The organism is Neobacillus sp. SRL179 (assembly GCF_984799095.1).
Genome location: NZ_OZ481792.1, coordinates 2,387,454 through 2,411,878, shown reverse-complemented (window position 1 = coordinate 2,411,878; position 24,425 = coordinate 2,387,454). Strand labels below are relative to the sequence as shown.

The following is a 24,425-nucleotide window of genomic DNA, read 5'->3' as shown; positions in this document are numbered from 1 at the left end:
AATCCTCCTTAAAAACTTAATAGATTATAATTCCTTTTCAACTCATTTAGCATCTCGTGAGCAATTGGTCCATTTACAGCTAAATCCGCAAATTCTACTACTCTGACCATTTCCCTTTTAACTAAATTTCTTTCCGTATTAAATAACTCAGGCTCAAGTAATTTGATTTCCTCTAAATTTCTTGGTACGACTATAAAATCATAAATGTATGAGTATCTTTTACCAGGATATTTTCTTAATACTCTACCTCTTCTTTGAATAAATTCTCTGGGATTAGTGCTGCTGGCTAGGATAAATGCTCGTTCCGTTGCTGGAACATCTACACCTTCATCTAGACACTTTATTGCAACCAAAGCTTGTAAATCACCCGATTGAAACCTATCTAATAACATTTTTCTTTGTTCCTTGTCTTCTCTCGAAGTAAAGGTATGAACCCTCATATCCAGCTCATTTCCTAATATCTTTACTACTGCATCAATTTGTTTCTCATCATCAACGCTACTATCACCACAGTAAATAATATTATAATTTGTATCGTTCTTTTCTTTTAAAAGTTCATAAAGCTTGTTTAGCTTATTTCGCGCGGAACTAAGTACTCGAGCTCTTTCAATTAGTAATGATTCAAGGAGATGTTCCTTTTCTTCGTTTTTTTGATTATATAACTTACTTATCTTTCTTGTAATTTCAAAGTATTTATCACTCTCATCTTCGTCCAGGGTAACCATAATTGGATAATAAAAGTATTCTGTTAAAAATTTTCCAATCGCCTTGTCAAGACCAAACTCAAATACTACTTTATTTCCAAAATAATATAATAGTTCATTGCTGCCATCTTCATCATACCAGCGGTTAGGGGTAGCACTTAATGCCAGTCGATAAGGAATGGATTCAATTAAACATTTCCTTTGGTTTTTAGCTCCTAAGTGGTGGGCTTCATCAGCTACAAAAACGGTATCGTAGCTCAATTTATTAAGTAAATTTTGCATAGTACTTGTAGAAAACGTTGCATTAGTCATAATTACGCAAAAATGATTAATTGCTTTTGCATTAAAAGCAGAAATATTATTATTTAATTCTTCTTCCCACAAGCTTCTTGAGTGATAGGCAATAATAGGTGACATATTAAACAGTTTTAAATCCTTTACCCATTGATCAACCAAATGGGTATAGGGGCAAACAATAACCACTGCAAGTCTATTTATTACCTCGAACAATTTCGATACAGCAGTTATTGAAGTAATGGTTTTACCAGTTCCTGTTGCCATTTCAAGCAACCCTTGGCAGTTATTTTTGAACCAGTTTGTGATAGCTTGTTTTTGATAGTCTCTAATTTCCAATGTATCAGGTATCTTAGGGATATTAAATTCTAATGGTTCTTCTTCATTTATTTTTTTATTTGCTTCTGGATCTAACAAACTATAAGTTGGCTTTTTATATGTTAATATCTTTTCTTTGACTGATTCTGGAAAGTCATAAACATGAACTGGGTCTGTCTTGTTTTCCCATAGTGACTGGAAATTTTCAACTTTCTTTTGCACTCTAATTTTGTCGTTACCACTCCATGAACAAAATACATCAATGGATTCGAAATTTGTGTGCAAGCCACCTTCAGTTTCGTTTGAAGAACCTGAGAATGCAATCTGGTTCCGTTCGCTATCTTCCATAATTCCGACTTTTTCATGAAAAATACCTATTGTAGGGTTATTTTTTAAAATAGCTATTTTGATATCTAATTGATTATTTGCTATTAACCAGGCCATATAATTTAAGCGGTCTAGAAATATTGGATCGGTAATATCGTTAATTTCCCTGAGTAAAGTTCTTTCGATAACATTTTCTCTAGCTTCATATCCTTTTATGATTGCCTCTACATCATCATGATTGAGTTTAGGTGACGCGATTAGCTGCATTCTCCCATTACAATTCATCAATTCCATTATCCCTTTTGCAGCTAGCGATAAAGAGTGACTTGAAAAGTAACCAACTGCACGCTTATATGAAACCGCTTGAGAAAGAACAGGGATGTAAAAATCATTTATAACATTTCCGTTTTCATTATCAGAACGGTATTGGTAGGAAATATCTAAATCTTTAAAGCTCACTACCTTACCCCCATTTTACAAATATATTACATTTATTTTAACATAAATCTATAAAATTCTTCTATTTTCGAAGTAATTTCCAATAAGTTTACTTTAATAACAAAAAATGCTCGTAAATATGCTTTAAATTCCCAGCAATGTTACAAGCAAAAAAAATAAATTATTCAATTATATGTGAGTTTATCCACTCTATCCAACTTGTAATGGTTTTAGCTCTTCTATTTAAAGTAGAATCGGATGTAATCTTTAAATTCTCTTCAATCATTATTTCTAGTACTCGTTCTTTATGTATAGATCCTACTTCTGTTGATTCTAAAAAGACCTTTTTAAATATGTTGCATCAGTAGTTTCATTACAAGTCTTTTCGCCTTGTGCTGTTAGGGTAATGATAATTCCTTCCTTAGTGCTCTTTTTTGGGACTTTAGTAAATACCAAAAGAGTTGTTACCTCTGCTTTATTCATATCCCTTCTTTTCAATTCAAATAATACATCAATATTTTTTCAAAGTTATCGGCCTGTGGAAACGAGACTTCTTGATTTTTTTCAATAGTTCCAGTTTCATAAGCCAAATATATAATATCTGATTTTATATACTTAAATCCTATTTTATTTTCCTAAATTCATAGTTCTCCCCACTACATTATCAAAGTATAATTTTCTAATTGTATAATTTGTAATTTGAAAAATGAAAGCAGAACACAGGATTAACATGGATTTAAAAAATTGAATTTCAAATAAATAAAGCAGCCAGTTCCCCACCTAATTAAACTGGCTACTTTATTATTTCACTGTCTATTTAATTGGTGTGCTTTTATATCATAACCTATCTAATCAATTGGAAAGTAAGAATCCCTTGTTCTCTTTGAACCAGAAACTTTTTCCTCTATTTTTATTATGAATTCATCCACAGTTTTAATATTTAAGTCTAAAAAGCTCCTGTAACTTTGCCAATCAGACTTTTCCATTGCATTTTTCACCATATCAAAGAACATTTCGTCAAGAGAAATCAACCAAACCCCAAGATTCTTAAAAGATAACGATGGGTTTTCATCTTCAATAATTAAGAGAGATTCCTTATTTAAATCAGGGATAAAATTGTTCTTTAAGTTTTTCTGCCAAAACACATTTATATCATTACCCAATAATTTTTGTCTAAGTTCTCTTCTCCTATTGTCGTCACCATTACTGTTAATCTTTTCTAATATGTAATGTACACCAAAAACAACATAATAATGCCATAGTTTTAAATAATATTTTTTACCTAGTAATTTGAAGGTACTACTATCACCTTTTTCTTCAACAGTATAAATATTTAGCTTGTTGTTATAAAGTTGTTTATAGGCATCAACAAATTGGTATACTCCATATGAAAACAAGATATCTTCTATGAAATGATTAATTCCACTTTTCAGCTTTACTTTAGTAGCTTTTATATCAAGATATTGATTATTAAACCTTTCCACTTCAGTTTTATCACATTTAAAAATTACATTATAAAAATTTTCATTTTCAAAAATCATTTGCTTCTTGTTTTTAGAATAACTTGGTTTTCCAAGAAGTGCTAAGTATAGTTGACCTGCAAACTCGTTACTTATTCTTCTATAAGAATTTGAACCGGCGTGATATAGTGACACATTATTATTCCTCTTAATCGCTTCAAAAAGACCATCTTTATGCTCATAAAGAACTTTTGTGCTTAATTGAACAAATGCGGTATGTATTGCATTTTGCTCGTTTTTATTTGAGTATGTATCACGATAACTAATCGGATTTTGCAAATTAGTCGCTTTGGTTATATCACTTTTTAATTTGTGATTGGTAGTTTTTACTAATTTAACAGCTACAAAACAATTTAAATTTTCAAATTCCCCTGCATCTCTCAGTGCATCACATGCGTCGTATATTGCCCATGAAGATTGACATCCATTTACAATCTGCGGTGAAACAATCTTTATACTTAGTAGATCATTTGTTTCCGAATCTATTTCTTGAATGAAATCACTACCTGTTATGGTTAATCCGTTATTCATTGCTATTAATTGCTCTGGTGATTGTGATATTGTTTTTTCAATTTCCTTTCCTATTTGAGATTTGGCAGTACCAGTTAACCTAAATCGAAGGTTTTCAGCAAAAATACTATCCTGGTATTTTTTAACTATTTCATAAATTTCTTTTATATTTACATATAAAGTTGCTACTGAGAATGATTCTGCTGTTTTTAGACATGAACCCAATCTAGAAGTTGATAATTGTATTAATTGTGGTTGTTCAAATTCTACTGCACCATTATTATAAATATATCTATTACGTAACTTTTCAAAATCATATACTTCAACACCACTTGATAAAGCATATCGATTCGCTTGCTCGCTTAGCTTTCCAAAAATCACCAATATTGGTCTAACTACTTTTTCTGCTTCATTATTATATTTTTCTGCAAAATCTTTCCTTTTATCATTACCCTCATTAGGAATTGTTTTTAATCTGTTAATAGCATTTAAAACTTCATCTACTTTATCAGCATCGTATGTTTTGGTATCTGGATTATCAGAGTATTTACATTGTATGACAAACTTTACTTCATGATCATCATCACATATGCCAATATCTATTTTATGGTCACCAGAACCTCCGATTAAATATTCATCAACTAGTTTTCCTTCCTCTTCAAGTAAGATTTTTGATCCGAACCAAATCTCAAATTGCCTTCCCTTATCAGTAATTCCTCGGTCGAAGCCAATTGTTTTCATTTCATCTTTGACTTTTGAAATAAACTCTAATCTATCCATATATTCTCCTTTTGTTTTGTACGCATTATTCTTTTTAGATTTTTCAGAAATAATTTAAGTAATGAATGTTTAAATACTACAACTATTCAATATATACAAAGTATTAACCGATTTTGGGTAAATAAAACAGTTACATTAATCTATAGGACATAGACTGTCCAAATATCAACTTTTAAACATTATTGGTTCGCAAAGAAAAATACCAACGGAAGTATGAAAAGCCCTTTATAAAATACTTCAGTTTCAAGTATATACTCTATATGAGGCGAATTAATTTATACAAATTTCAGCATCTTGTAAATTTAAGCAATTTGTGCAGACTTATTCCGACAATTTTCAACAATCAACCCGAAATGCATTAAAAAAGTCATTAAATAAGCGATTAGTATTAATTTTTTGTTATTTAAAATTTTAAAAGGAAGTCAATATTTTTGCATTTTTCCTAGAATAAAACGTGGAGTATGTTTTGACCTTTTTAACAAAAGTATTAGTTTTTTGTCCCATAAATCATCCATTAAATAACTATCATGATAACCTTTTTTTGTATGATTGCTATCATCACTGGTTTATTATAGATAATTCCAATTAAAGGTCCTGTTATTATTCTTAATTTCTCAGTAGCTAGTGTATCACCAAAAAGTAAATTGCCTAAAACACAATATTCTTCATTGCAGCCTTGATGCCCATCCTTTTAATATGACAATGGATTTTTAGAACCTTACCCCGAGCATCATATTAAAGAATTTGGTAAACTACATTTAAAATAATATTCTAAAACCTATATTTTTTTATTTACTAGAATATGTTCCAATATTCCTTTTTCTAACATTTCCAGATTAAAAATATAATCAGTATGATTAAAGGTTTCTCTTAATGGATTTTTAGAAGTTAACCAACCCTTTCCATCAGTGATCCATACAAATTCTGCATTCGGATTGTTGGACTTGGTATAATCATATAAAGACATATATTCTCCAGCAGTAGCTTTTAACTTTGAACCGCCACCACCATAGTAATTAGTTTCTATAAGAATTACTTTATTATTTGTCTTTATAGCAAAGTCAAATCTTCTCTCATTCTTTTCTACTATAATTACTTCATTAAACCTACGTCGTATTTCATTGGTAGTAGCTTGAGTAATATAGGAATATCCATAGAAATCACAGACTCTTTTAACATACAATTCAGTTATATTTTCCATACTTGTTCCAGACCGGTTTTTCCTACCATTTGAATCAAGACCAACTTCGACTCCAATTACAAAATCAACAAGATTCTTTATTCTCTCGTTTTGAATTAACTTGAAAAAACCTGCATTTTCTAGAAAATCAGCTAATCTATTTGCTTCTTCATTTGTAATCTGCATTGTCTTTTTAAATGAATAATTCTCAAAGTTAAAGATATTACCTTCAATCGGATTTAATAGGACCATATTGTTATCCCTTGCAGCTAACAATATCGGGATACAACTTACAATATTAGGATAATCTTTAAGGAGTTGTATAAAAATTTCCTTCGGATTATTTTTTCCAACTATTGTATTAAGAATATTTAATTCCACTTCAATATTATTTACATTTGCAACAACTTTACCCCAGTTAACAAAATAATCCCAACTTTTTATCGTTTCTTTTAACCCGTTTAGCAAATAATTAAAAACTTCATTTTCGGTATTACAATTTAATCTATCCTTATAAAATTTAAGCATTTTCATTAATATATCTCCCCTAGAAAAGTATCAACTCCTCAATTATACATCAAATACTAGATAAAATTCTGAAAATCTTTCCTAGGTTAATTCAAAGTATTGTCGTTATTCGTATCCAAATCTAATAAAACTTTTACTATCTATGGGGTAATTATTTTTTAACTTCAACTAAATAGATAAAGTGATATTCACTTAATTGAGATGCAGATTTATATTTGCTATTTCTTTTAATTAGAATGTATTATTTATTAATTAAAATTTATATTTTCCTCGGAATTTGATAAAATAATACCTATTCCTTATAAGCGGGTGAACAATAGTGAAAAATGAAGAACAAGCAAAGTATTACTTTAACGATTTAAACTTCAAACTCCTTTTGGGGGATAGTCTTGAAATTATGAAAGGCTTACCGAATGAGAGTTTTGATATGATATTTGCTGACCCACCATATTTTCTTTCTAGTGGAGGAATTACTTGCAGTTCAGGAAAAATGGTTTCAGTTAATAAGGGGGAATGGGATAAATCCATCTCATTAACTGATAAGCATGCATTCAATAAACTTTGGTTAAAAGAATGCAAACGTCTTCTAAAAAGCGGAGGAACTATTTGGGTGTCAGGGACTTACCACAATATATATTCTATTGGGATGGCATTGGAAGAGTTGGACTATAAAATTCTCAATAATATTATTTGGGAGAAATCTAACCCATCTCCTAACTTAAGTTGTAGATTTTTTACCCATTCAACCGAAACTTTACTATGGGCAAGAAGAACCATCAAAGAGAAACATAAATTTAATTATGATCTTATGAAGGAAATAAATGGCGGAAAACAGATGAAAGATGTATGGACATTCCCTACCACAAGCCCCTCAGAAAAAAAATTTGGAAAGCATCCTACTCAAAAACCAATGCGCTTATTGGAACGTATTATCTTGGCTTCTACAGATGAAGGGGATTCTATTCTAGACCCATTTAACGGGAGTGGTACAACTGGAATTGCTGCAAATTTGCTGAATAGAGAATATACTGGGATAGAGATTGAGGAAGAATACTTGGAACTGACAATTAAAAGGTATAACGATAATATTCAGATGAGCTTAAGTTTCTAAGGAAAAATGTTGGAATTTACTAAATTCCATTTCATTTAATTATTTTATATTGGTATTATCAAAATAAAAAGGTGGTGATTCTTTTATTTTGATAATACCCCAAAGGCACTTATATTTAAAATTAATCCTCTGCACTTAGGTCTAATACTTTAACACCTTTAACTTCTTTTTGTAATAATTTTCGGTTAACTAATCTACCAACAGTAACGTATGAAGCATTATGCCCAACCGGTGTTGAAGTTTTACATTCATAAAACTTATTAATATTTTCCAAAAACCAGTCTTTTGTCCTCGGCATAGGAAGAATATGTAACTCCCTTTTATCCACAAAATAATAAAAAACATAATCTGCTTCTGTATAGAGAAAACAGCCGGGAGTCTGTTTTTCTTCGTTGCTAATTGTTTCAAGGAAATAGTTCCCGGTATAATGATATCTATCTCCCTTGATTTCAATTTTCGTTATTTTTGTTTCTCCATTTTTATCCCATGTCCAAATTAAATCGATATCCAGTTTTCTATATTCATTGTCATCTTCAACATTTTGAACCATAATAGTTTTTTTGTTTTTTCTTAAATAACTTTCAATATCCAGTGCAGCAATGGTAGCTACTTTTGAAGCTTCATTCATTGTATATTTTTTAATCAAAATAACACTCCTTCATAAGGTAGAATCAGGAATTCAAAGGACCATTTAAAAAATTATTAAAGCCCTATTTTTTTATTGTGGTCTATTATTAAAAATATTACACGTTACATCTTATTATGTATATTTCAAACGTTTTAGCTAGTTTCTACGCCATTATTCCGCCTCCCCCACCTGAATCAGTTTTCCCACTTTCCCATCCAGTTTGTCCATAAATTGAAATAGATTTAGGAGGCTTAAGATTTCTCTTTTCCGTGGGACAAATTTCATTTAATACACAACTAGTACACTTTCTTTTATTTAACAGGCAATACTTTTTACCTATTGATTTATAAATTAGATAATCCATAGATGCTGGAGTAGGAGGACAATGGTTATCAGGAATTTTTCTCCATTCATACCAAACAGCTCGCCAAGCCTCTTGAGTTCTCTTATCAACTAGATCATATTGATATGAGTAAATATCTATATAGCTTGCAAGTAATGGAATGGCAGGTTCCATTAGTCCGGATCTTAGAGCTACTCTGATTGTATTGGCATCGCTGGCAACATTTAGACTCTCAACATTTTTAATTTTGTCCCAAACACCCCAATCAATCATATCCCGGATGAACATATCAGCTTTTTTTCTGCTATACCCTATTTCCTGATCGTCAGCTATCCAGCTTCTAACTTTCTCCACATCATAATCACATAGGGCTAATATATTATAAGCTTGGCCCTCACAATTATTTATTAAAAACTCACTAGCATCTAGCATCCATTTATGCCGCTTATCTCCCTGAGATCCCGTAGCATCTAAATATTTTAGGAAGTTAAAAATATTAAGAGAATCTTTAATAATTGCTTCAGGAGTAAACCATTCTGGATGTTTTTTATATTCTTGAAAAGGGTCTCTACCACTTTTATAAATGTTTATTTTAAAATCTTGTATTGCCGTAAAAAATCTTACATTTGCTATTTCCCTATTACTTAAACCTTCTTGATTTATTGAAGTGGTTAGCTGAATATCAGGGTAAGAATAAGGGGCTGAAAAAATTTTTTCAAATACTGTAGCCAATTTTCTTGTTTGTCTAGGATTAATAGAAATATCAAGAATTTCTGTATGATTATTCTCCCAATATTCATGAAACGGTGAAATAAATTCACCCTTCTTTTGGTAAAAATATTTATTTATATTATCCAATATTATTCTTGAAATATCTTCCTTATTATTTTTTATCTCAACTTGAATATCTAGATCTGTTAATATATCTTCTAAAAACTCCTTTGTGGATTTCAATTCTATAATACCTCCTTTCTGGTAACAAATTATTTTTTTCAAAGAAATGCTGTTAAGATATTTTATTCCCACAAACATTTTTAAAAACATCTAAGGATAAATGATTAGTATATTTTGCAGTATTACCTCATCATAATTTAGTGATTACAACCAAAATTCTCATCTTATACTCAATTTAGGAAATGGCATCTGAACATTTATGGAATTAACTTTTCCAAGTGAAGTACCTCATTGTAGTTCATCCGCAATACATTCACTTAACTTAGATTAATCCTTATATTCTAATTATTCACACAAAGTTACTTTACTAAATCGATAAAGAAATGTGTCACTGGTAAATCTAGTGCTTCAGCTATGTCTAACAAAACTTCTAATGAAAAAGACTTTGTGCAGTTAGGAGCTTCAATCTTACTAATATAACTTTTGCTTACTCCAACTTTTTCAGCTAACTCTTGTTGAGAAAAACCTTTGTTCTTTCTAGCTTTGCTAATTGCTATACCAATTAGTAAATATTTATCCTGATGTTTTACTTCCATTAATCCAACACCTCTCTTACATTATTTTACAGGTATATTCAATAGAAAATGTTTCACTTATAGTGAAACAATGTTATAATTATGGTGGATATACTTAAACAAGTATATACTAAGGAAAGCAAAAAAGTTTGGAGGGCCATTATGATAAATGAATTAGAACTAATTGAGGCAAAACCTTTTTTAAAGTGGGCTGGTGGCAAGACTCAATTATTGAGTGAAATAGTGGCAAATCTACCATTGCAATTATTAGAAGGTCAAATAACAAGATATATAGAACCTTTTATAGGTAGTGGGGCTGTATTATTTTATTTACTTAGTAATGGTTACATAAATGAAGCATACATATGGGATGTTAATCCGGAATTAATTACTGTTTACGAGGTTATTCAGAAAAACGTAGAGCCACTAATAGGAATATTAAAAGAAATGGAAATTGAATACTTAAAATTAGAAAAAGAAGAAAGAAAAACTTACTACTATAATGTTAGAGATGAATTTAATAACTCTTTGGACACTTTTGACTTCACTGAGTTTGGCTATCACAAAGTGGAAAGGGCTTCGAAATTTATTTTTCTAAACAAAACTTGTTTTAATGGATTATTCAGGGTAAATAAAAAAGGACAATTTAATGTTCCAATGGGGGACTATAAAAATCCTACTATATGTAACGATAAAAACCTTTTAGCAGCAAATAAATTACTGCAAAAAGTAATAATAAATAATGGAGATTATAAAGAAAGTATTAATTTTGTTAATAGTTCTACATTTGTATATTTTGATCCACCATATAGACCTTTAAACACAAGTTCAAGTTTTACTTCATATTCAAAATATGACTTCAAGGATGAACATCAAAAAGAATTAGCATACTATTATAGACAACTTAATAGTATTGGCGCAAAACTAATGTTAAGCAATTCTGACCCAACTAATACAAATCCTGACGATACTTTCTTCAATGATTTATATCAAGAATTTAACATAATGAAGGTAACAGCCAGAAGGAATATTAATTCTAAGGGTTCTAGTCGAGGAGTAATAAACGAGCTTTTGATTACAAATTACTAAATTCCCCTTAACTGATAGCACTTTGCTATCAGTTTTTTTATAGTGAAAAACTGAATAAATAGTTTGTTTAGAGAACATTGTTAAAGTGATCAAAAAATCCCTTTCCGACCTTCAAGTAAATATTTATACACTTGTGATTAAATAAAAATTTTCATAATTGCTGAAGGGCATTAACATGACCAAAATATGACCTAGTAAAAACATATCAATATTTCGACGATTTATAAATTTCCAAAGAAAAAATAATATTTTTCAATTTTAACAACAAATAGATTAAAGGTTGAGTTAATATACTAAGTCAATAAAAAAGCTGGCTTACGCCAACTTAATAATTAAAATCCCATTTGTTTACATTCTTCTAGTAACTCATTAGCTCTCCCTTTATAACCATAAGCAATATTTGCTGCCTCTTCAGGGGAACGATTGTTTTTTAACAGATGATAAACTCCATGCATTTTTATTTTCTTTCCCGTAACACTATTTGCTTTATTCTCTTCAGATACCATCATGTAATAAAATAAAGTATAAAATCTTTCTGCGGTGTTCTTAATTTTATTAGGATAAGTTTCGATAATTTGCTTAATCCTGTTAATTACAGCTTTATCTAACACTTTATTTGTATTATTATGAATTTTTAATAAATGATTATATACTATATCTTTGGATGTAAAACTAGCTATTTCATTAAATTTTTTAAACATAGTGCTATCTTTATAACTTGTTTTAAAACTACCATCAGTAGAACAATAGGTTACACGCCAATGGTCAAAATCACCTTGATCATAATAAACATTACTACCATCAGATAATATTGTTATTTCTCTCATCTAAATACTCCTATCTAATCTCTTATTTTGTGTCTAATTTACCTTATAGTTGTTTTATTAGGAATAAGGTATTAGTTCATTTCCATTTTAAGCTATAAGAGAATATTTTCAAGAGGGACAAAAACTAAATTTGATCAAAATAATCATGAAAATAAGGAAGGATACCACGATTGTACATGCTAAAATCCACAGTAAATAGGTATCCATTATTTTTCCCCTTCTTTCTCTTCCCTCTTCGATAAGATTTTCTTTAATTCAGAAATGTCTTCATTTGACAACTTATCATTTTCAATAAAATTTAATACCATTGAATTTAACGTGCCGCCGAAATACTGCTGCAGGAAGGATTTACTCTTTTCCTCCACATACTCGTGGTTTTCGACTAGCGATGTATAGATAAATACTCTGCCGTCTTTTCTCAAAGCCTTTTTCTTGACCAGGCGTGCAAGCAGGGTATGAATGGTATTCGGTTTCCAATCACACAATTTTGACAGTTTCTCCACGTTCTCAGGAGTCTAGATGGGTTCATATTGCCATACAACTTTCATCACTTCATATTCTGCTTCTAAGATTTGAGGAATCTCTTTCATCATGCCCCCCTACTTTTACAATTGTAGTATTTATCATACCACGATGGGCCAAAAGCTATAAGAATGTGCGTGATGATTATTGCAATTTGAAATTAATTTTGCGATGCCTGTCACAACCAGAAGAATCTTGTTTACAAAATTGTTCCATAAGAATATTATTAGATAGTAAAAAGAGCCGTTCCTTCAAAGAATACGGGCTCTTTAGGTTAATTCCTTACAAGCTGTGCTACGAACTCCGCATGGATCTAGTTCGAATTATATAACAGGTATGAGGGAACTTAGCGAGTTATCTAATTTTGTATGTTGGTTGGTGGGAATAAATCAACTATTTTTTATCCATGTTTGGATTTTACTCTCTATCAATGTTGCATCCAAACTTCCGTCTAATCCATCCTCTGTAATTATCAAATTTCCACGAATATCTGAAATTCCTACTCTTTTTCAAGGATCCTGTTGGTTTAATCCCCTAAAATCATATCCACTCTATTTTTCCGACGATTAATTGGTGGTTTTAATTCTTTACCATGTTTAAACTACTCTTTGAAAGAGGTTCTTTATATTGTAGTTATCAATTCAGTATTATCATATATTGGCAATATATAGAAAAATATAGTTATACGCAGGGACTGTTCTCTGATGTTTTACTGTAAATCGCCATAACAGCCCCCATTAATCATTGATCATTATTGGAGGTGGTGCGTTTAAAAACTTTTCGTTCCTAGCATTGTTTGTTACTATTTATACAGAAAACTTAAATTTTAACAATGGAGGAATTACAATTGGCAGATCAAAATAAGAAAACCTTATCTGGACTTAGTTTTAATTTGTGGAAACAAGATGAACATACAATTCATCTCTCCATACAGAATCCCCATAATGGAAAGAATTCTTGATTAACGAGTATTGAACACACGGATAAGCATGAGGGTAAGCAGATGGCAAGAACACATAACAATTTATTTAGAGATTTGAAATCAATACTAGAAGAAAATGATAAATGGTAATCTCACAAAAATAACCGATCATACTTTAGGTATGGCCGGTAGTGTGGAATAGAGGAACTGGTTCTTTGTCCTGATTGCTAGTCTAAATTATTTTGTTATCTTGATAAAGGAATAGGTTCTTCTAGTCGAGAACCCATTACTCACTACATTGTTTTATCAGTTATTACCTAATAACCCCTCTAAAACTATTCTTCAAACTATACAACTTGTCCAACACCTGGTCGTTGGCTATATTCATCAGTGAAAGTTTCATCCTATTAAAGTCATTAAATGTTACAACCTCTGTATGTGCTGCCTTGTTTCTAAGTATAGGGTATTGCTTAATTGGAAATCACTCCATTTTCTCTAGGCAAGATTCGTGATGGATCATGTCCATTTGCAGAAGTGTTTTTATATAGAACTGGACGCCTCTTACTCGTTTTTAGCAAAAATAAACACAAATCCCATTGGGATTCATCTCCAATAAGTTAAAGCAAACTTTATGAAAAAACTAAAACATTGGTTTCAATCAATTCTGTTACTTTCTGATGATTTGCTATATATATATAATTTTGATCATTACGAGCAGTTTTTCTTCTGATTGATTTTTACATCCTAATTATGGATAGCTTTTGCAACATAAATTTCGTTTAACAGATATGAAAGCAGGATTAGCGAATAAATTTCAATTCCCGCTCTTATCTCATTTATAAGACAACATTTTCCTCACTAATTAGTGGTTGAACATTATAATCTGCACAAAGCTCTTTTACCATCTCAATATATATTTTTTTTGCCCGTCGTAAATCCTTCTGCAAGAGGTAATTGTATCCTACTTTAATATATTTATTGTACAAATATATATATATTTCCTTGGAATTTGGCTTAGCATCGATTTCTTCGACAAGTAATGGGGCGATTCGATAATATTCAATAATTAGCTTTTCCCCATCAGCATCCTTTGCCAGTTTATGATCTCGATAGGCCTTATAAGCCATAATTTCCTCACAGTTATCTGGCTTATCAAGCGCCACACATGTAGCGGTTGTTAAAAAACAACCTTTCTTCGAAGAGCCGCTGCTATAGGTTGTGTATGATTGGGATGCATAACTCTGATTTGAAGAGTATTGCTGTTTTGATTGGTTTGACTGAATCCAGCCTTCCACTTTTCGATATTCATTCTCAGCTTGTGAATGTCCCAATTGGCTTGCCTGTTCAAAGAATAATTTTGCCTTAGGTAAATCTTGAGCAAAACCGTTGCCATATTGAAAGATCTTCCCACATAAAAATTGTGCTTCTGCAGTATAGCAGTTTTCTAATAGCGGCTTGGCTTTTTGGAAATGACCATTCCAATAAAAGAGCTTGCCTAGGCGCTCTCGTATTTCTTCATCGTCCTCACCATATTCTAGTAAATATTCATGGAGGAAAATTAAAGATTCAAGTAAAATGGCGGCACGCTCTTTATCTTTTTTTCGGACCTTTAAGTAATTGATATATTCAAGATATGACAACTCTTTAATTGCCCCAATATGTTCATAAGCAGCGGCCATTTTGAGCGCAGAAACTGCTTTTCTATAACCACGATCTTTACCTAAATAAAACATACCAACATAATAATTAGCTTCGGGTATCATTAACTTAGCTAATTTCTCCATATCATGCATATTGTTCTTATCGACATAGTGTATTAACCGTTTTGCCGCATCGACCTGTCCTAAGTTGGCGGCCTGCCAATAATATTTCTGTGCTGTCTGAACATCATTGGAACATTCAAACGCTAGTCCCAGCTCGTAAAGGATGTAAGGATTGTAAGATTCACTGTACATTTCCTGTAAATCGAGTAATGCATCGAAATCCATCCTTAATTGCGGCCAAATTTTCAATTGTATACGGCTAATCTCTGGCTTCAATCCGTCTTTTGCCAAATAATTCATATCTGCTGCAGTTAATTTAGAAACTTTGGTCAACTTAATGTATATTTCAAAAGCTCGGGTATAATCAAAGTTAAATCGCTCTAGTTTAGCCATATAGTTGCGAGCACTGTTTAATTCTCCACTGTCAATTAACGATAAAATCAAGCTTACAAAATGCTTTGCAATATATGGCGTCGTCTTCCGTATTAACTCTGGCGATTTATTCGATTGTGTACAGATAAATGAATCTAGTTCTTCTGCAAGGTCAATAACTTCTTTAATATCTCCTAATAATGCCATATGATTACTTTTTATATCTTTATTATCTTTTCTTAGCTTCGTACGAAGATTACGAAGCAAATCACCTGTGTCATCATCACCAATATTTAAGATATCTTTACTAATATTGTTAATCAAATGGTTTTGCTTTTGAATAATCACTTCAATGGAGGTACAATAGGCCATTAAATCTTCGTAAAGTAATTCCCCAAAAGCCGTATTGTAGCAAGGATTTTCAGTCAATTTAATCCATTCATGGAGCTCACTGTCGAGTGAATGTACGGAAATGATATTTGACATGGTGGTTGCAAATTTTTGAGTTTGTTCCAGTTTGCCCGTTGGTGCAAATAAGTGAATCTCCCTTACCTGCTTGTATTTCAATAAAGCTTCTAATTCTCGCTTCCAAATTTCTTTTTCGTCGATTAGAATGACTGCAATTTCACCAAGGCTCCGTAATAACCTAAATATTTCTTGCTCTTTAAGACTAAAGGGAGGCATATATATAAAAGTAGTATTAACAATATTTTCTGTTGTAGAGAGTTGATAAAGCTGAATTAATCGGCGAATATCAATCCCTTTTTTATACAAATCGGTATTAGCCCCCTTATAATCCTCGAAAGAAAGTGTTTCGATACTGCCTAAAGTATTTAAAGAATGAATGAATTTATCTTGATCGTCAGGATAAATGATCGCCGGCACGTTCGTATTCATCCGCATTAGCTTTGCATCCTCAGGTGAAACTACTTTTTCGAAAAATAGTTTCGCTTCTTTCGCCGAACCATATACGGTCACAACGGTTGTATTCGCGACTTTCGGAAAATGGATAAAAAAATCAATCCTTCTTAAATGCTGCTCAAGCGACAGCATTAAATTGGTCTTTTCCTCGTAAACACTATTATTTAGCTTCCGTGCCATTTTTTTCGTAACATGTTCATACAGCACATCGTATTTTTCACGGATAGCCACTTCTCGAGGTGTGAGTTGTCCTGTTTTTTCTGTTAGTAACTTGGATAGTAAATCAAATGTGTCATTTGGCTGTGACATAATTTGTAACACCTTCTATATCAATTAAATTGTTTCAGCATTTCGTCAATTGATTTATACGTTTTATCTAAACTAAATGTTGCATAGTTACATTCTTTTATATCTTCTAAAATCGATGCATACAACTCAGTCAACGATTGAATCTCAAAAATATCAGATGAATTATAAATGACATCACCAATTCGATTACGTTCGTTTATTAAACTTTGTTGTTTCTTCTTTAATTCCGTTTTTAACGTATGGATTACCGTTGAGATTTGATCATAAATGCTTTCATTTGTCGGCTTCATTTTATCTATTTCATCCAGAAATCGTCTTAAAAAACTCGTTCCAAAGTATTCCCTTGATTCCAAAGCTGAAAAGGCAATAACTTCATATAAAGGAATATTGGTATTTTTTAGTATTCCCTTACTCTCTTCAATAACTATTTCTACATTAGAAATATTCTTTTTATCTGCTTTATTAAATACAATTAAGATAGGCTGAGTTAAATTGAGTGATTCGATAAATTCGATATCATCCTGCTGAATAATTCCATTTTCAATATCGACCAACCAAATGAGACGGTCGACACTGCGTAATTGCGTGAATGCCTTATGTTCATCCGATACATTTTGTTGGATATTGGAATCAGATTTACTGTATCCTGGTGTATCTAGAAGAGCAATATACGTATATTGAAAACTTGGGATTGTCATTACAAGATTATTAATAAATTGCGAGAATCCGAGGTTATATTTATTGTAAAAAGCATGTGTTAAAGCATTGGCTGCTTCCATGGTAATTGGGACATACCGGTCGTATTTTGTATACGCGCTGACGGTTTCTTTTTCCCCTTGGACGAGATAAGTCGCTATGGATGTAGTAGGTGATTGATCCTCAGGTAAAAAATCACTATTTAAAACTGAATTAATAAATTTTGATTTTCCTGCACTGAATTTCCCGCCAATCCCGATGACGCTTTTTTTCTCTAATAGTTTCAATTTATTCTGCTCAAACATTTTATCGCTAAGCTGCACGAGTTGTTGATACAATTCCAACTCGTTGGTTAAGTTGACCTGGCTAATAGATTGTAATAATCTCTTATCTATTAGTGTGTCGAGTTTTTTCAGTTTTTTCATATGATTGACTGCATCTTTATTGACATTCAGTAAAGATGCGATGAGCTGCAAACCTTGTTCAGGGTTTGAAAGATATGAATTTTCAACCTCCATATATTCTTCAAAATCATCATCGTCATCCCAAAGTCCCACAAGTTCTCTCTCCTCTACGTGTACTGGACAATTTGCCTCTTGTATTCCATAATTTGGTCAATTAAATCGTTATATTTATGCAAGCTGTTTTCTTTATCTTTCAACAATGCTTGTACTTTTTTCATATTTTCGCGGATTTGATATTCAATGTTATCCACGAATGTGTTCGCCTGCTTCTTTAATAAATCATCAAGTTCTACTGCTTTAATATTTAAAATGCTTACGATATCCTTACTGATTTTGGCCATAATACGGTCCTGTGTCAGCATCAAACGGCTTATATCCTCATTCTTCACAATGCTTGAGGTAAATATATCCGTTAGCTCTTGGTCATATTTTGTTGCCTCCAGTTCAATTTTTGGTATCGTAATTCGGCCAAGTGCAGTATTAAGTGGCAGCAAAATCTCCTGCTCATTAAATTCTTCATCTACCAAATCAAAGGCACTAGTTACTTCATTAGTAATTTGCTTTTTCATGTTATTAATATCAAACAATTGATCAAATTGAGTATTAATGAGTTGTTTACTGCGGTTAACATATTTACGAATGCCTGAAATCGCTTCTTGTACGTTAGCAGTATTAGTCACTACCGTACGAGTGTAGTGCTCCTTCTTCAATCCTAGAAATCCTGTACGATATGAACCACGTTCTTGATCGGAAGTAGTCGAAACGGAAACCCCAACATGGTTGTCAATTTCACGTTCAATTTCAATTTTAATTGATTCCAACGTCTTTTGAGCCCGCACACTGCCTGAAATAAAGATTTCTTGGATATTGTAGCGGATTTTATTCAATTTTTTTGAAATCGATTCAATTCTTGCTTGCAGTTCATCCAAATCATACGATTGTAAGTCCTGTCGATTTGTACGAGCTTGTATATTAATGGTTTCAAGCTCTTTTAAAAAATAATTTTGTTTATCACGTAGTGTGTTTTTCACCTTCTCGGCTATAATGTCATCTTTCTGCGCTATGATTTGTTTTAATTCTTCCTTTTTTATGCTTTCAATATTAGAAAATTCTTTCAAGAAGCCTGTATCTTTTGAAAACCCCAGGAAGCGTTTCTCAAATGTATTTATTAAATGCTCTTCTTCCTCGGATAATTCCTTTCGGTTTTCAATTTTTGTTGCAATTGCATACATCATCGCGGATACGTATTTGGGTGGCAAGTTCTCACCGATGTTCCGGATAATAGGCACACAATTAGGATTTTTTAAGGCTTCGCTAAAAATACTGTCCGCTTGTCTATTGAAAGTTTGTTGACTTAATTTCAATGCTTTCTTCAATGGCACATTTGATTCTTTATAATCTAAGATCCCTGAATCAAACTTACTGCCTATAAGTACAGCTTTGTTTACTGATTCTCCCGGAAGGATGTTTGATAAAAAATCCAAGTCCTCTCTTGTTAAGAATTGACCTGTGTAGCTTAAGAAAAACACAATGTCACATTTGACAAGGAAATCCATGGTTGTCCGGCCACGTGAGATGATCGGGTCATTCAGACCTGGGGTATCAATAATTTCTGCATTTTTTAATAACTCATTGTTCAATTTGATTTCAGTATGTTTTACGATCGGCGTGAAATGGCCATCTGAACCGACATATTGGTTAAGCTTTCGCATAAAATCTTCTTGATTTTGCCCATTGATTTTAATTATTTTTCCTAAGTTGGAATAAATATTGATTTCATTCCTATCAGCCAATTCAACTAGTTCTTTACAGGATTTAAGTTCCAGCGGAATTTTTTTCTCATTCAAATGGTAGAATTTATCTTTTGGCCTTGGCGTTCGCAATTGACCACATTGTTTAACATGTTCTTCATATAAGTTTTCCATAAATCGATCAGCTTCTTGCGCATTTGCTTCAATTAATAGCCATTCATTTTGTGTATAGAAAACAATTTTTCCTTCAAATTCTTTTCCATACGTTATCTTCGTTAAAGCTGCTGTCATCGGTGTGGGTGCTTTGGGCAGGATTTGCTCTCCATTAAAAATTAGCGCATTTAAAAACGAAGATTTCCCTGCCTTTACTTCACCGACAATCCCGATTCGAATAGCTCGATTTTCTTCTCTAATGGCTTGTAAATTGTCTTTTAAAGTCTTTGCGTTTTTTTGAAAATCAATTATATTGTCGTCACTTACCAAATTACGGGCCGAAGCTAGTGATTCAGCAATCCCTTCAATCAGGCTGATAAATTGTTCATCCTTATTTGGCATATTGTGCACCTCTTAATTCGTCCAATTGTTTTTGAGTTTCATCAATGGCCGAGAGCAGCTGTTCTTGTAATTCTTCATATCGCTTAGTTTCACTCTGCTTCATTTGTTGAGCTGCTTTTAAGGCATCCTCTTCAACCGAAATTAATTCCGCAATTTTGCTTTGCGTTTCTTCTAGTAGTTCTGCTTCAACGTCTTTTAACGAATCAGAAATAGCAGGACGGAGCTTATCCACGATTTGGGGAATGATTTCACCTTCAATTTTCTCCTTAATTTTTTCAGTCTGGCTTACTTGACCACCGATACCAAGCATTTTTAATATATCTGGTAAAAAAATAATAATGAGTTCTAACCAAGGGGCAACGGTTGTAGTCGTAATAGCCAAAATACCCGTTACTACTTTATACATCTTCGATGATTGATTAATAACTTTTTGAATTTTCTCCAATGCTATTACTGTGTCCCTAAGTTTTTCGGCAATATTTACGCCAATATTATCTGAATCAATCGTTATTGAACTGAAATCAAGCTCTCGCAAAAACTCCGTATAGGATTCTTCGGTATAACGTCTTGTTGCCTCTACTAGTACAGGCCGAAGCGTAGTATTTACTTGGCGTGAAAATGCTCTTTCACTCGATGCTGCAGCAGTAGCTAACTGATAGGAGTTACTGAATAAAGCTGTTTCTACTTCTGCGATAATATTTGGGAAAACATAATTTTGCATCTTCTGTGTTAGCTTTTTCTGTTCTTTTTGTAAAGTTGTTTCAAGCTCTTTCTTTAATCGGATATGCCCATCGATTTGCTTTTGCAAATCTGAAACATCAAATTTCTTCGAGGAAAACAGTTTCTTTAAACTTAGTAATAGATACTCATACAGTTCTTCTAAGAAGGGACTTATTGTTACTTTGTAGATATGCTGGACATCAAAGCTTTGGATAATCCGATCCATTTTTGTTATTGTCTCCGGATTGAATTTATCTACAGCTTCCACAACTAAAGCTTCTTGAAATTCCCACTCAGCAGTCTCCTTAATATTGGTGACAATCTCTTGCAGGGCTGATTTCGTTTTCTTATCCGCTTTTGATACAACAATGGCTAAGTTATGATCGTATTGTCGGACTTCATGGATAAAATCAATACCCGTTGACTTTATTTCACCTTCCTCACAGTCCACTACCATGACATACGCATTTCCTTGCCCAATGTATTGCATAATGGCTTTATTATGTTCTTCTAAAGTTGAATTAAAACCAGGCATATCTACGAAAGTATAATCCGCATATTTTCGTAAAAAGGCATTGTTTAACGTGTAACGAAAATGCAATACATCCTTAGGTAATAAATTTTGAATATCAGTAAATTCCATTTCACGTGTTGTGCCGTTGGTGAGAATTGCCTCATATTTATTAAAAGGTCCATAATGAAGCTCTGTTGCGACTGCCGTTTCAGGCGATTGGTTTTCAATTAATAAATCCTCTGATATTAAAGTATTTAATAGTGCACTTTTACCTGCGCTAAAACCTCCAATCATTAATATCCTCATTGAAAATTCTTCTGACTTTTTTTGTATTTGTTGCAATTTTTCTTGAACTTCACCTTTAATGCCGTAATCATTGCTTAGTTTTTGTATTTGTTTAATATGATTTTCTACAAAAGTTTTGTTAATCATTAAAGTCGCTCCTTATCTCTTATATATTTGTCGGATAGTAGTTATGATTCAAAAGTAATTGATTTACGATATTCTGTTCTTCTCACGATATTTACATCTCCTCAAAATGATGGTCATATTTAATCTACAAACATAGTATAATATTACTACTAGAAAAATGAAATTTTTGTCGAAATTTGTATAAAATGGTGTTAAAACTGAAGGTTCCCCAGGAATGTAATACTTTTTTGACATAAGATTTGCGTTTCCAACTTTAATTTTATTCTCTTAAAAAACCGTAACTGAAATTGTACGCCTATCATTCTCACTCAAAACTGTCTTTTGATAACGTATCAATGTTTACCCATATTTTAGCCTGATATATACTTCAATAGATTCAGTCTCGTATGAAGGTTTCAAAAATTCATAATATTATTAATACCATTTCCTAGAAAAGAACAACAGAATTGGATAAAAAATAGAGATAATACGGTATTTGAGGCATCACAAAAATATAAAGGCGGTACGGAGGAACATTTTGAATATATGACTGTGCTAGCAAAACTTACAGAAGAAAAATGGTTTGAATTAGTTGAAAACTATGAAATAATTTTTTTGTTACTGATAAGTAATTAATTCTCTATTTAATTTGGTTCCTGATCCCCAGTAGGTTAACGGTTTATCTAGCTGGGGGTCAGGACCTCTAACCCTAAAGAACCAGTGGTTGGTTTCAACCGAAACTCTTTACATAACATTTTTTGTAGTTATACTCAATAATTATTAATCAAAAATGGTGATAACTTTTAAACTATCTCATCCGGTTTTGTAAACTAATTTATAAATTTAATATTTATCAACCGTAGCCCCTAGCACCGATGCACGAATAAAATCAAGCTGCTGAAATCGTTTCAGTTCCTCTGCTGTCCCGGTAACAACTGCCCCATTTAAACGGATTTTGCCGTTCGAAGCCTTGGTATTTTCGTTAATTCCTTTTAAAGTCTCTTTTACTGAACTTGTATGGTTGCCTTCTTTAAGCAATAGTTCTAAAGTGCCTATAAACCCTTGCCCGTTTTCGTCAGAATAAGGCTGTTCTGGTAAGACCGCAAACCCAAAGGCGCCTCCTCCTCCCTTTGTCTTCAGACTGTCATCGTCTAGTGTACGTTCCATCCTATCTAACTGAGCCGTTGTTGTTGTGTCGACCCAAAGCCAATTGACATTATTCAGTCCAAGCTTCTCTCCTGCTTCAGAGAGGGTCAACGGCTCTTTAAATGATAGAGCCACCTCGATTAACTTGTTCTGATCCAAGCTCGTTGCAATATCGAGCTCGTGCGGTAAGTAATCGTATGACAAACCGGGATAATAAAAATCTATTTTTCTTTCATTATTAAAATCATTATAACGAACGACCCTTTTGGCTTCTTTATTTAAACTATTGACCTCCGTGGTTCCACTGCCTCTTTCAAGCAGCTTTATTCTTCCGAAAACAGGAACCTTTTCGGTCTTCTTATCCCAAAGTATCGAGCGATCCCCAATCGTTTTTCGGTAGGTTGATTCTGCAGTAATACTAAAAAGGTTATAGTTAAATGAGATTCCGCCAGGAGAAATATTGGCTCCGTGAAAATTATCGTAGAACATATCCGTGTTCTCGATTCTTTTCGTTAGAATATATTGACTACCCATAAAAAGAATCGTCAATAATAATGTGGTGGTAATAACGGTAATAATGACGTACTTAATCGTTTGTTTCCTTTTTGATTTTTTAACAGCCTTTTGTAAAGAAGGACTGCTGACAAAGTCAATATCCCCAGTGGGGTTAACTTAGCTATCAATTGTTTTCGGCTACTTTCCCATATCAGCCTTTTTTTCAATTTGAAAATATTAGATGATAAAAATAATTTCTAATTCATTACTAAAGCCCGCATTGAAAACAGAAAATATAAGATTGTTCATTTCCTATATGGTAGGTCTTATTTTGCATTCGATTATTATGAAGAAAAAACGAACACCCATAAGATGTCCGTTGAGTATTATTTTTGTTCAGTTGCCAATCCCCATTGCAATAGAAAATACTATTCCAACTGTTAATTTGATTAATTATTAGAACAAGGTCAACATACTGTTTCTCATCATAGTGTTCACTCACTCGTTGATAAAGCTCATCTGTAACACGTTTTGTTGGGATTAATGTAACATGCTCTGTTAACTCCAAAGCTACTTTTTCTGCTTCTGTGTAGAATTCACACTCTTTCCATGCACTGACACAATATATTCGTTGTTCGGTTTCCCCCATTTTCCGAGCATCTGCTGTATCCATGTTCAAACAATAGGCACAGCCGTTAATTTGAGAAGCACGAATTTTAATAAGTTACGAAGTTTTCGTTCAATTGCTGTCGTTCTTGTGTACTTCTCCATATCCATCATAATTTTCATACCATCATC

Annotated in this window: 17 protein-coding genes and 1 pseudogene; 3 read left to right on the top strand and 15 right to left on the bottom strand. The window is 32.3% G+C overall.

Annotated elements, in window-relative coordinates; all coding sequences use genetic code 11:
- Positions 1-8: 8 nt before the first annotated feature.
- The 4 genes from AC4E8C_RS11925 to AC4E8C_RS11910 form a co-directional block, all read right to left on the bottom strand.
- Positions 9-2,102 carry a DEAD/DEAH box helicase family protein gene (locus AC4E8C_RS11925; protein ID WP_490212309.1) on the bottom strand — a complete coding sequence of 698 codons (2,094 nt, stop codon included), beginning with the start codon at positions 2,100-2,102 and terminating at the stop codon, positions 9-11.
- Positions 2,103-2,262: 160 nt separating this feature from the next.
- Positions 2,263-2,436, bottom strand: a complete 174-nt coding sequence (locus AC4E8C_RS11920) for a DUF7226 domain-containing protein (RefSeq protein ID WP_490212538.1) — start codon at positions 2,434-2,436, stop codon at positions 2,263-2,265.
- Between the two features lie 493 nt (positions 2,437-2,929).
- Positions 2,930-4,891 (bottom strand): AIPR family protein, encoded by a 1,962-nt coding sequence (locus AC4E8C_RS11915; RefSeq protein WP_490212308.1) that lies wholly within the window; start codon positions 4,889-4,891, stop codon positions 2,930-2,932.
- A 778-nt stretch (positions 4,892-5,669) separates the two neighbouring features.
- Positions 5,670-6,605: a type II restriction endonuclease gene (locus AC4E8C_RS11910; RefSeq protein ID WP_490212307.1), complete on the bottom strand. Its 936-nt coding sequence runs from the start codon at positions 6,603-6,605 to the stop codon at positions 5,670-5,672.
- 313 nt (positions 6,606-6,918) lie between these two features.
- Here AC4E8C_RS11910 and AC4E8C_RS11905 point away from each other — a divergent pair, with 313 nt between their 5' ends.
- Entirely contained in the window at positions 6,919-7,710 is a 792-nt protein-coding gene (locus AC4E8C_RS11905; RefSeq protein ID WP_490212306.1) for a DNA-methyltransferase, read from the top strand.
- A gap of 121 nt (positions 7,711-7,831) precedes the next feature.
- Here AC4E8C_RS11905 and AC4E8C_RS11900 read toward each other — a convergent pair whose 3' ends face one another.
- From AC4E8C_RS11900 to AC4E8C_RS11890, 3 genes are all read right to left on the bottom strand, one after another.
- A complete protein-coding gene (locus AC4E8C_RS11900; RefSeq protein WP_490212305.1) occupies positions 7,832-8,356 on the bottom strand; it encodes a hypothetical protein in 525 nt (174 codons plus the stop codon).
- A 145-nt stretch (positions 8,357-8,501) separates the two neighbouring features.
- Positions 8,502-9,635 carry a hypothetical protein gene (locus AC4E8C_RS11895; protein WP_490212304.1) on the bottom strand — a complete coding sequence of 378 codons (1,134 nt, stop codon included), beginning with the start codon at positions 9,633-9,635 and terminating at the stop codon, positions 8,502-8,504.
- Positions 9,636-9,934: 299 nt separating this feature from the next.
- Positions 9,935-10,171 carry a helix-turn-helix domain-containing protein gene (locus tag AC4E8C_RS11890; RefSeq protein ID WP_490212303.1) on the bottom strand — a complete coding sequence of 79 codons (237 nt, stop codon included), beginning with the start codon at positions 10,169-10,171 and terminating at the stop codon, positions 9,935-9,937.
- Between the two features lie 141 nt (positions 10,172-10,312).
- Between AC4E8C_RS11890 and AC4E8C_RS11885 the strand changes: the two genes are divergently transcribed.
- Positions 10,313-11,239 carry a DNA adenine methylase gene (locus AC4E8C_RS11885; protein ID WP_490212302.1) on the top strand — a complete coding sequence of 309 codons (927 nt, stop codon included), beginning with the start codon at positions 10,313-10,315 and terminating at the stop codon, positions 11,237-11,239.
- A 332-nt stretch (positions 11,240-11,571) separates the two neighbouring features.
- Here AC4E8C_RS11885 and AC4E8C_RS11880 read toward each other — a convergent pair whose 3' ends face one another.
- The 6 genes from AC4E8C_RS11880 to AC4E8C_RS11855 all read right to left on the bottom strand — a co-directional run bounded on the left by AC4E8C_RS11880 (position 11,572) and on the right by AC4E8C_RS11855 (position 22,007).
- Positions 11,572-12,066: a DUF7004 family protein gene (locus tag AC4E8C_RS11880; RefSeq protein ID WP_490212301.1), complete on the bottom strand. Its 495-nt coding sequence runs from the start codon at positions 12,064-12,066 to the stop codon at positions 11,572-11,574.
- A gap of 206 nt (positions 12,067-12,272) precedes the next feature.
- Entirely contained in the window at positions 12,273-12,569 is a 297-nt protein-coding gene (locus tag AC4E8C_RS11875) for a BlaI/MecI/CopY family transcriptional regulator (protein WP_490212300.1), read from the bottom strand.
- A gap of 1,777 nt (positions 12,570-14,346) precedes the next feature.
- Positions 14,347-16,875, bottom strand: coding sequence for a CFI-box-CTERM domain-containing protein (locus tag AC4E8C_RS11870; RefSeq protein WP_490212299.1), 2,529 nt, complete (start codon positions 16,873-16,875; stop codon positions 14,347-14,349).
- A gap of 20 nt (positions 16,876-16,895) precedes the next feature.
- Positions 16,896-18,128: a dynamin family protein gene (locus AC4E8C_RS11865; protein WP_490212298.1), complete on the bottom strand. Its 1,233-nt coding sequence runs from the start codon at positions 18,126-18,128 to the stop codon at positions 16,896-16,898.
- Between the two features lie 14 nt (positions 18,129-18,142).
- The gene (locus tag AC4E8C_RS11860; RefSeq protein ID WP_490212297.1) at positions 18,143-20,341 is read right to left on the bottom strand and encodes a dynamin family protein; all 2,199 of its coding nucleotides are present in this window, start codon (positions 20,339-20,341) and stop codon (positions 18,143-18,145) included.
- Positions 20,331-22,007: a dynamin family protein gene (locus AC4E8C_RS11855; protein ID WP_490212296.1), complete on the bottom strand. Its 1,677-nt coding sequence runs from the start codon at positions 22,005-22,007 to the stop codon at positions 20,331-20,333. Before AC4E8C_RS11855 ends, AC4E8C_RS11860 begins: the two co-directional genes overlap by 11 nt.
- Before the next feature lie 405 nt (positions 22,008-22,412).
- Between AC4E8C_RS11855 and AC4E8C_RS11850 the strand changes: the two genes are divergently transcribed.
- Positions 22,413-22,622, top strand: a complete 210-nt coding sequence (locus AC4E8C_RS11850) for a lysozyme inhibitor LprI family protein (RefSeq protein WP_490212537.1) — start codon at positions 22,413-22,415, stop codon at positions 22,620-22,622.
- Between the two features lie 207 nt (positions 22,623-22,829).
- On the opposite strand, the gene AC4E8C_RS11845 is transcribed toward AC4E8C_RS11850, so the two are convergent.
- Positions 22,830-23,786 (bottom strand): anti sigma factor C-terminal domain-containing protein, encoded by a 957-nt coding sequence (locus AC4E8C_RS11845; protein ID WP_490212536.1) that lies wholly within the window; start codon positions 23,784-23,786, stop codon positions 22,830-22,832.
- Between the two features lie 232 nt (positions 23,787-24,018).
- A pseudogene (locus tag AC4E8C_RS11840) lies at positions 24,019-24,416 on the bottom strand (carboxymuconolactone decarboxylase family protein); the annotation flags it as partial.
- Positions 24,417-24,425: the final 9 nt, after the last annotated feature.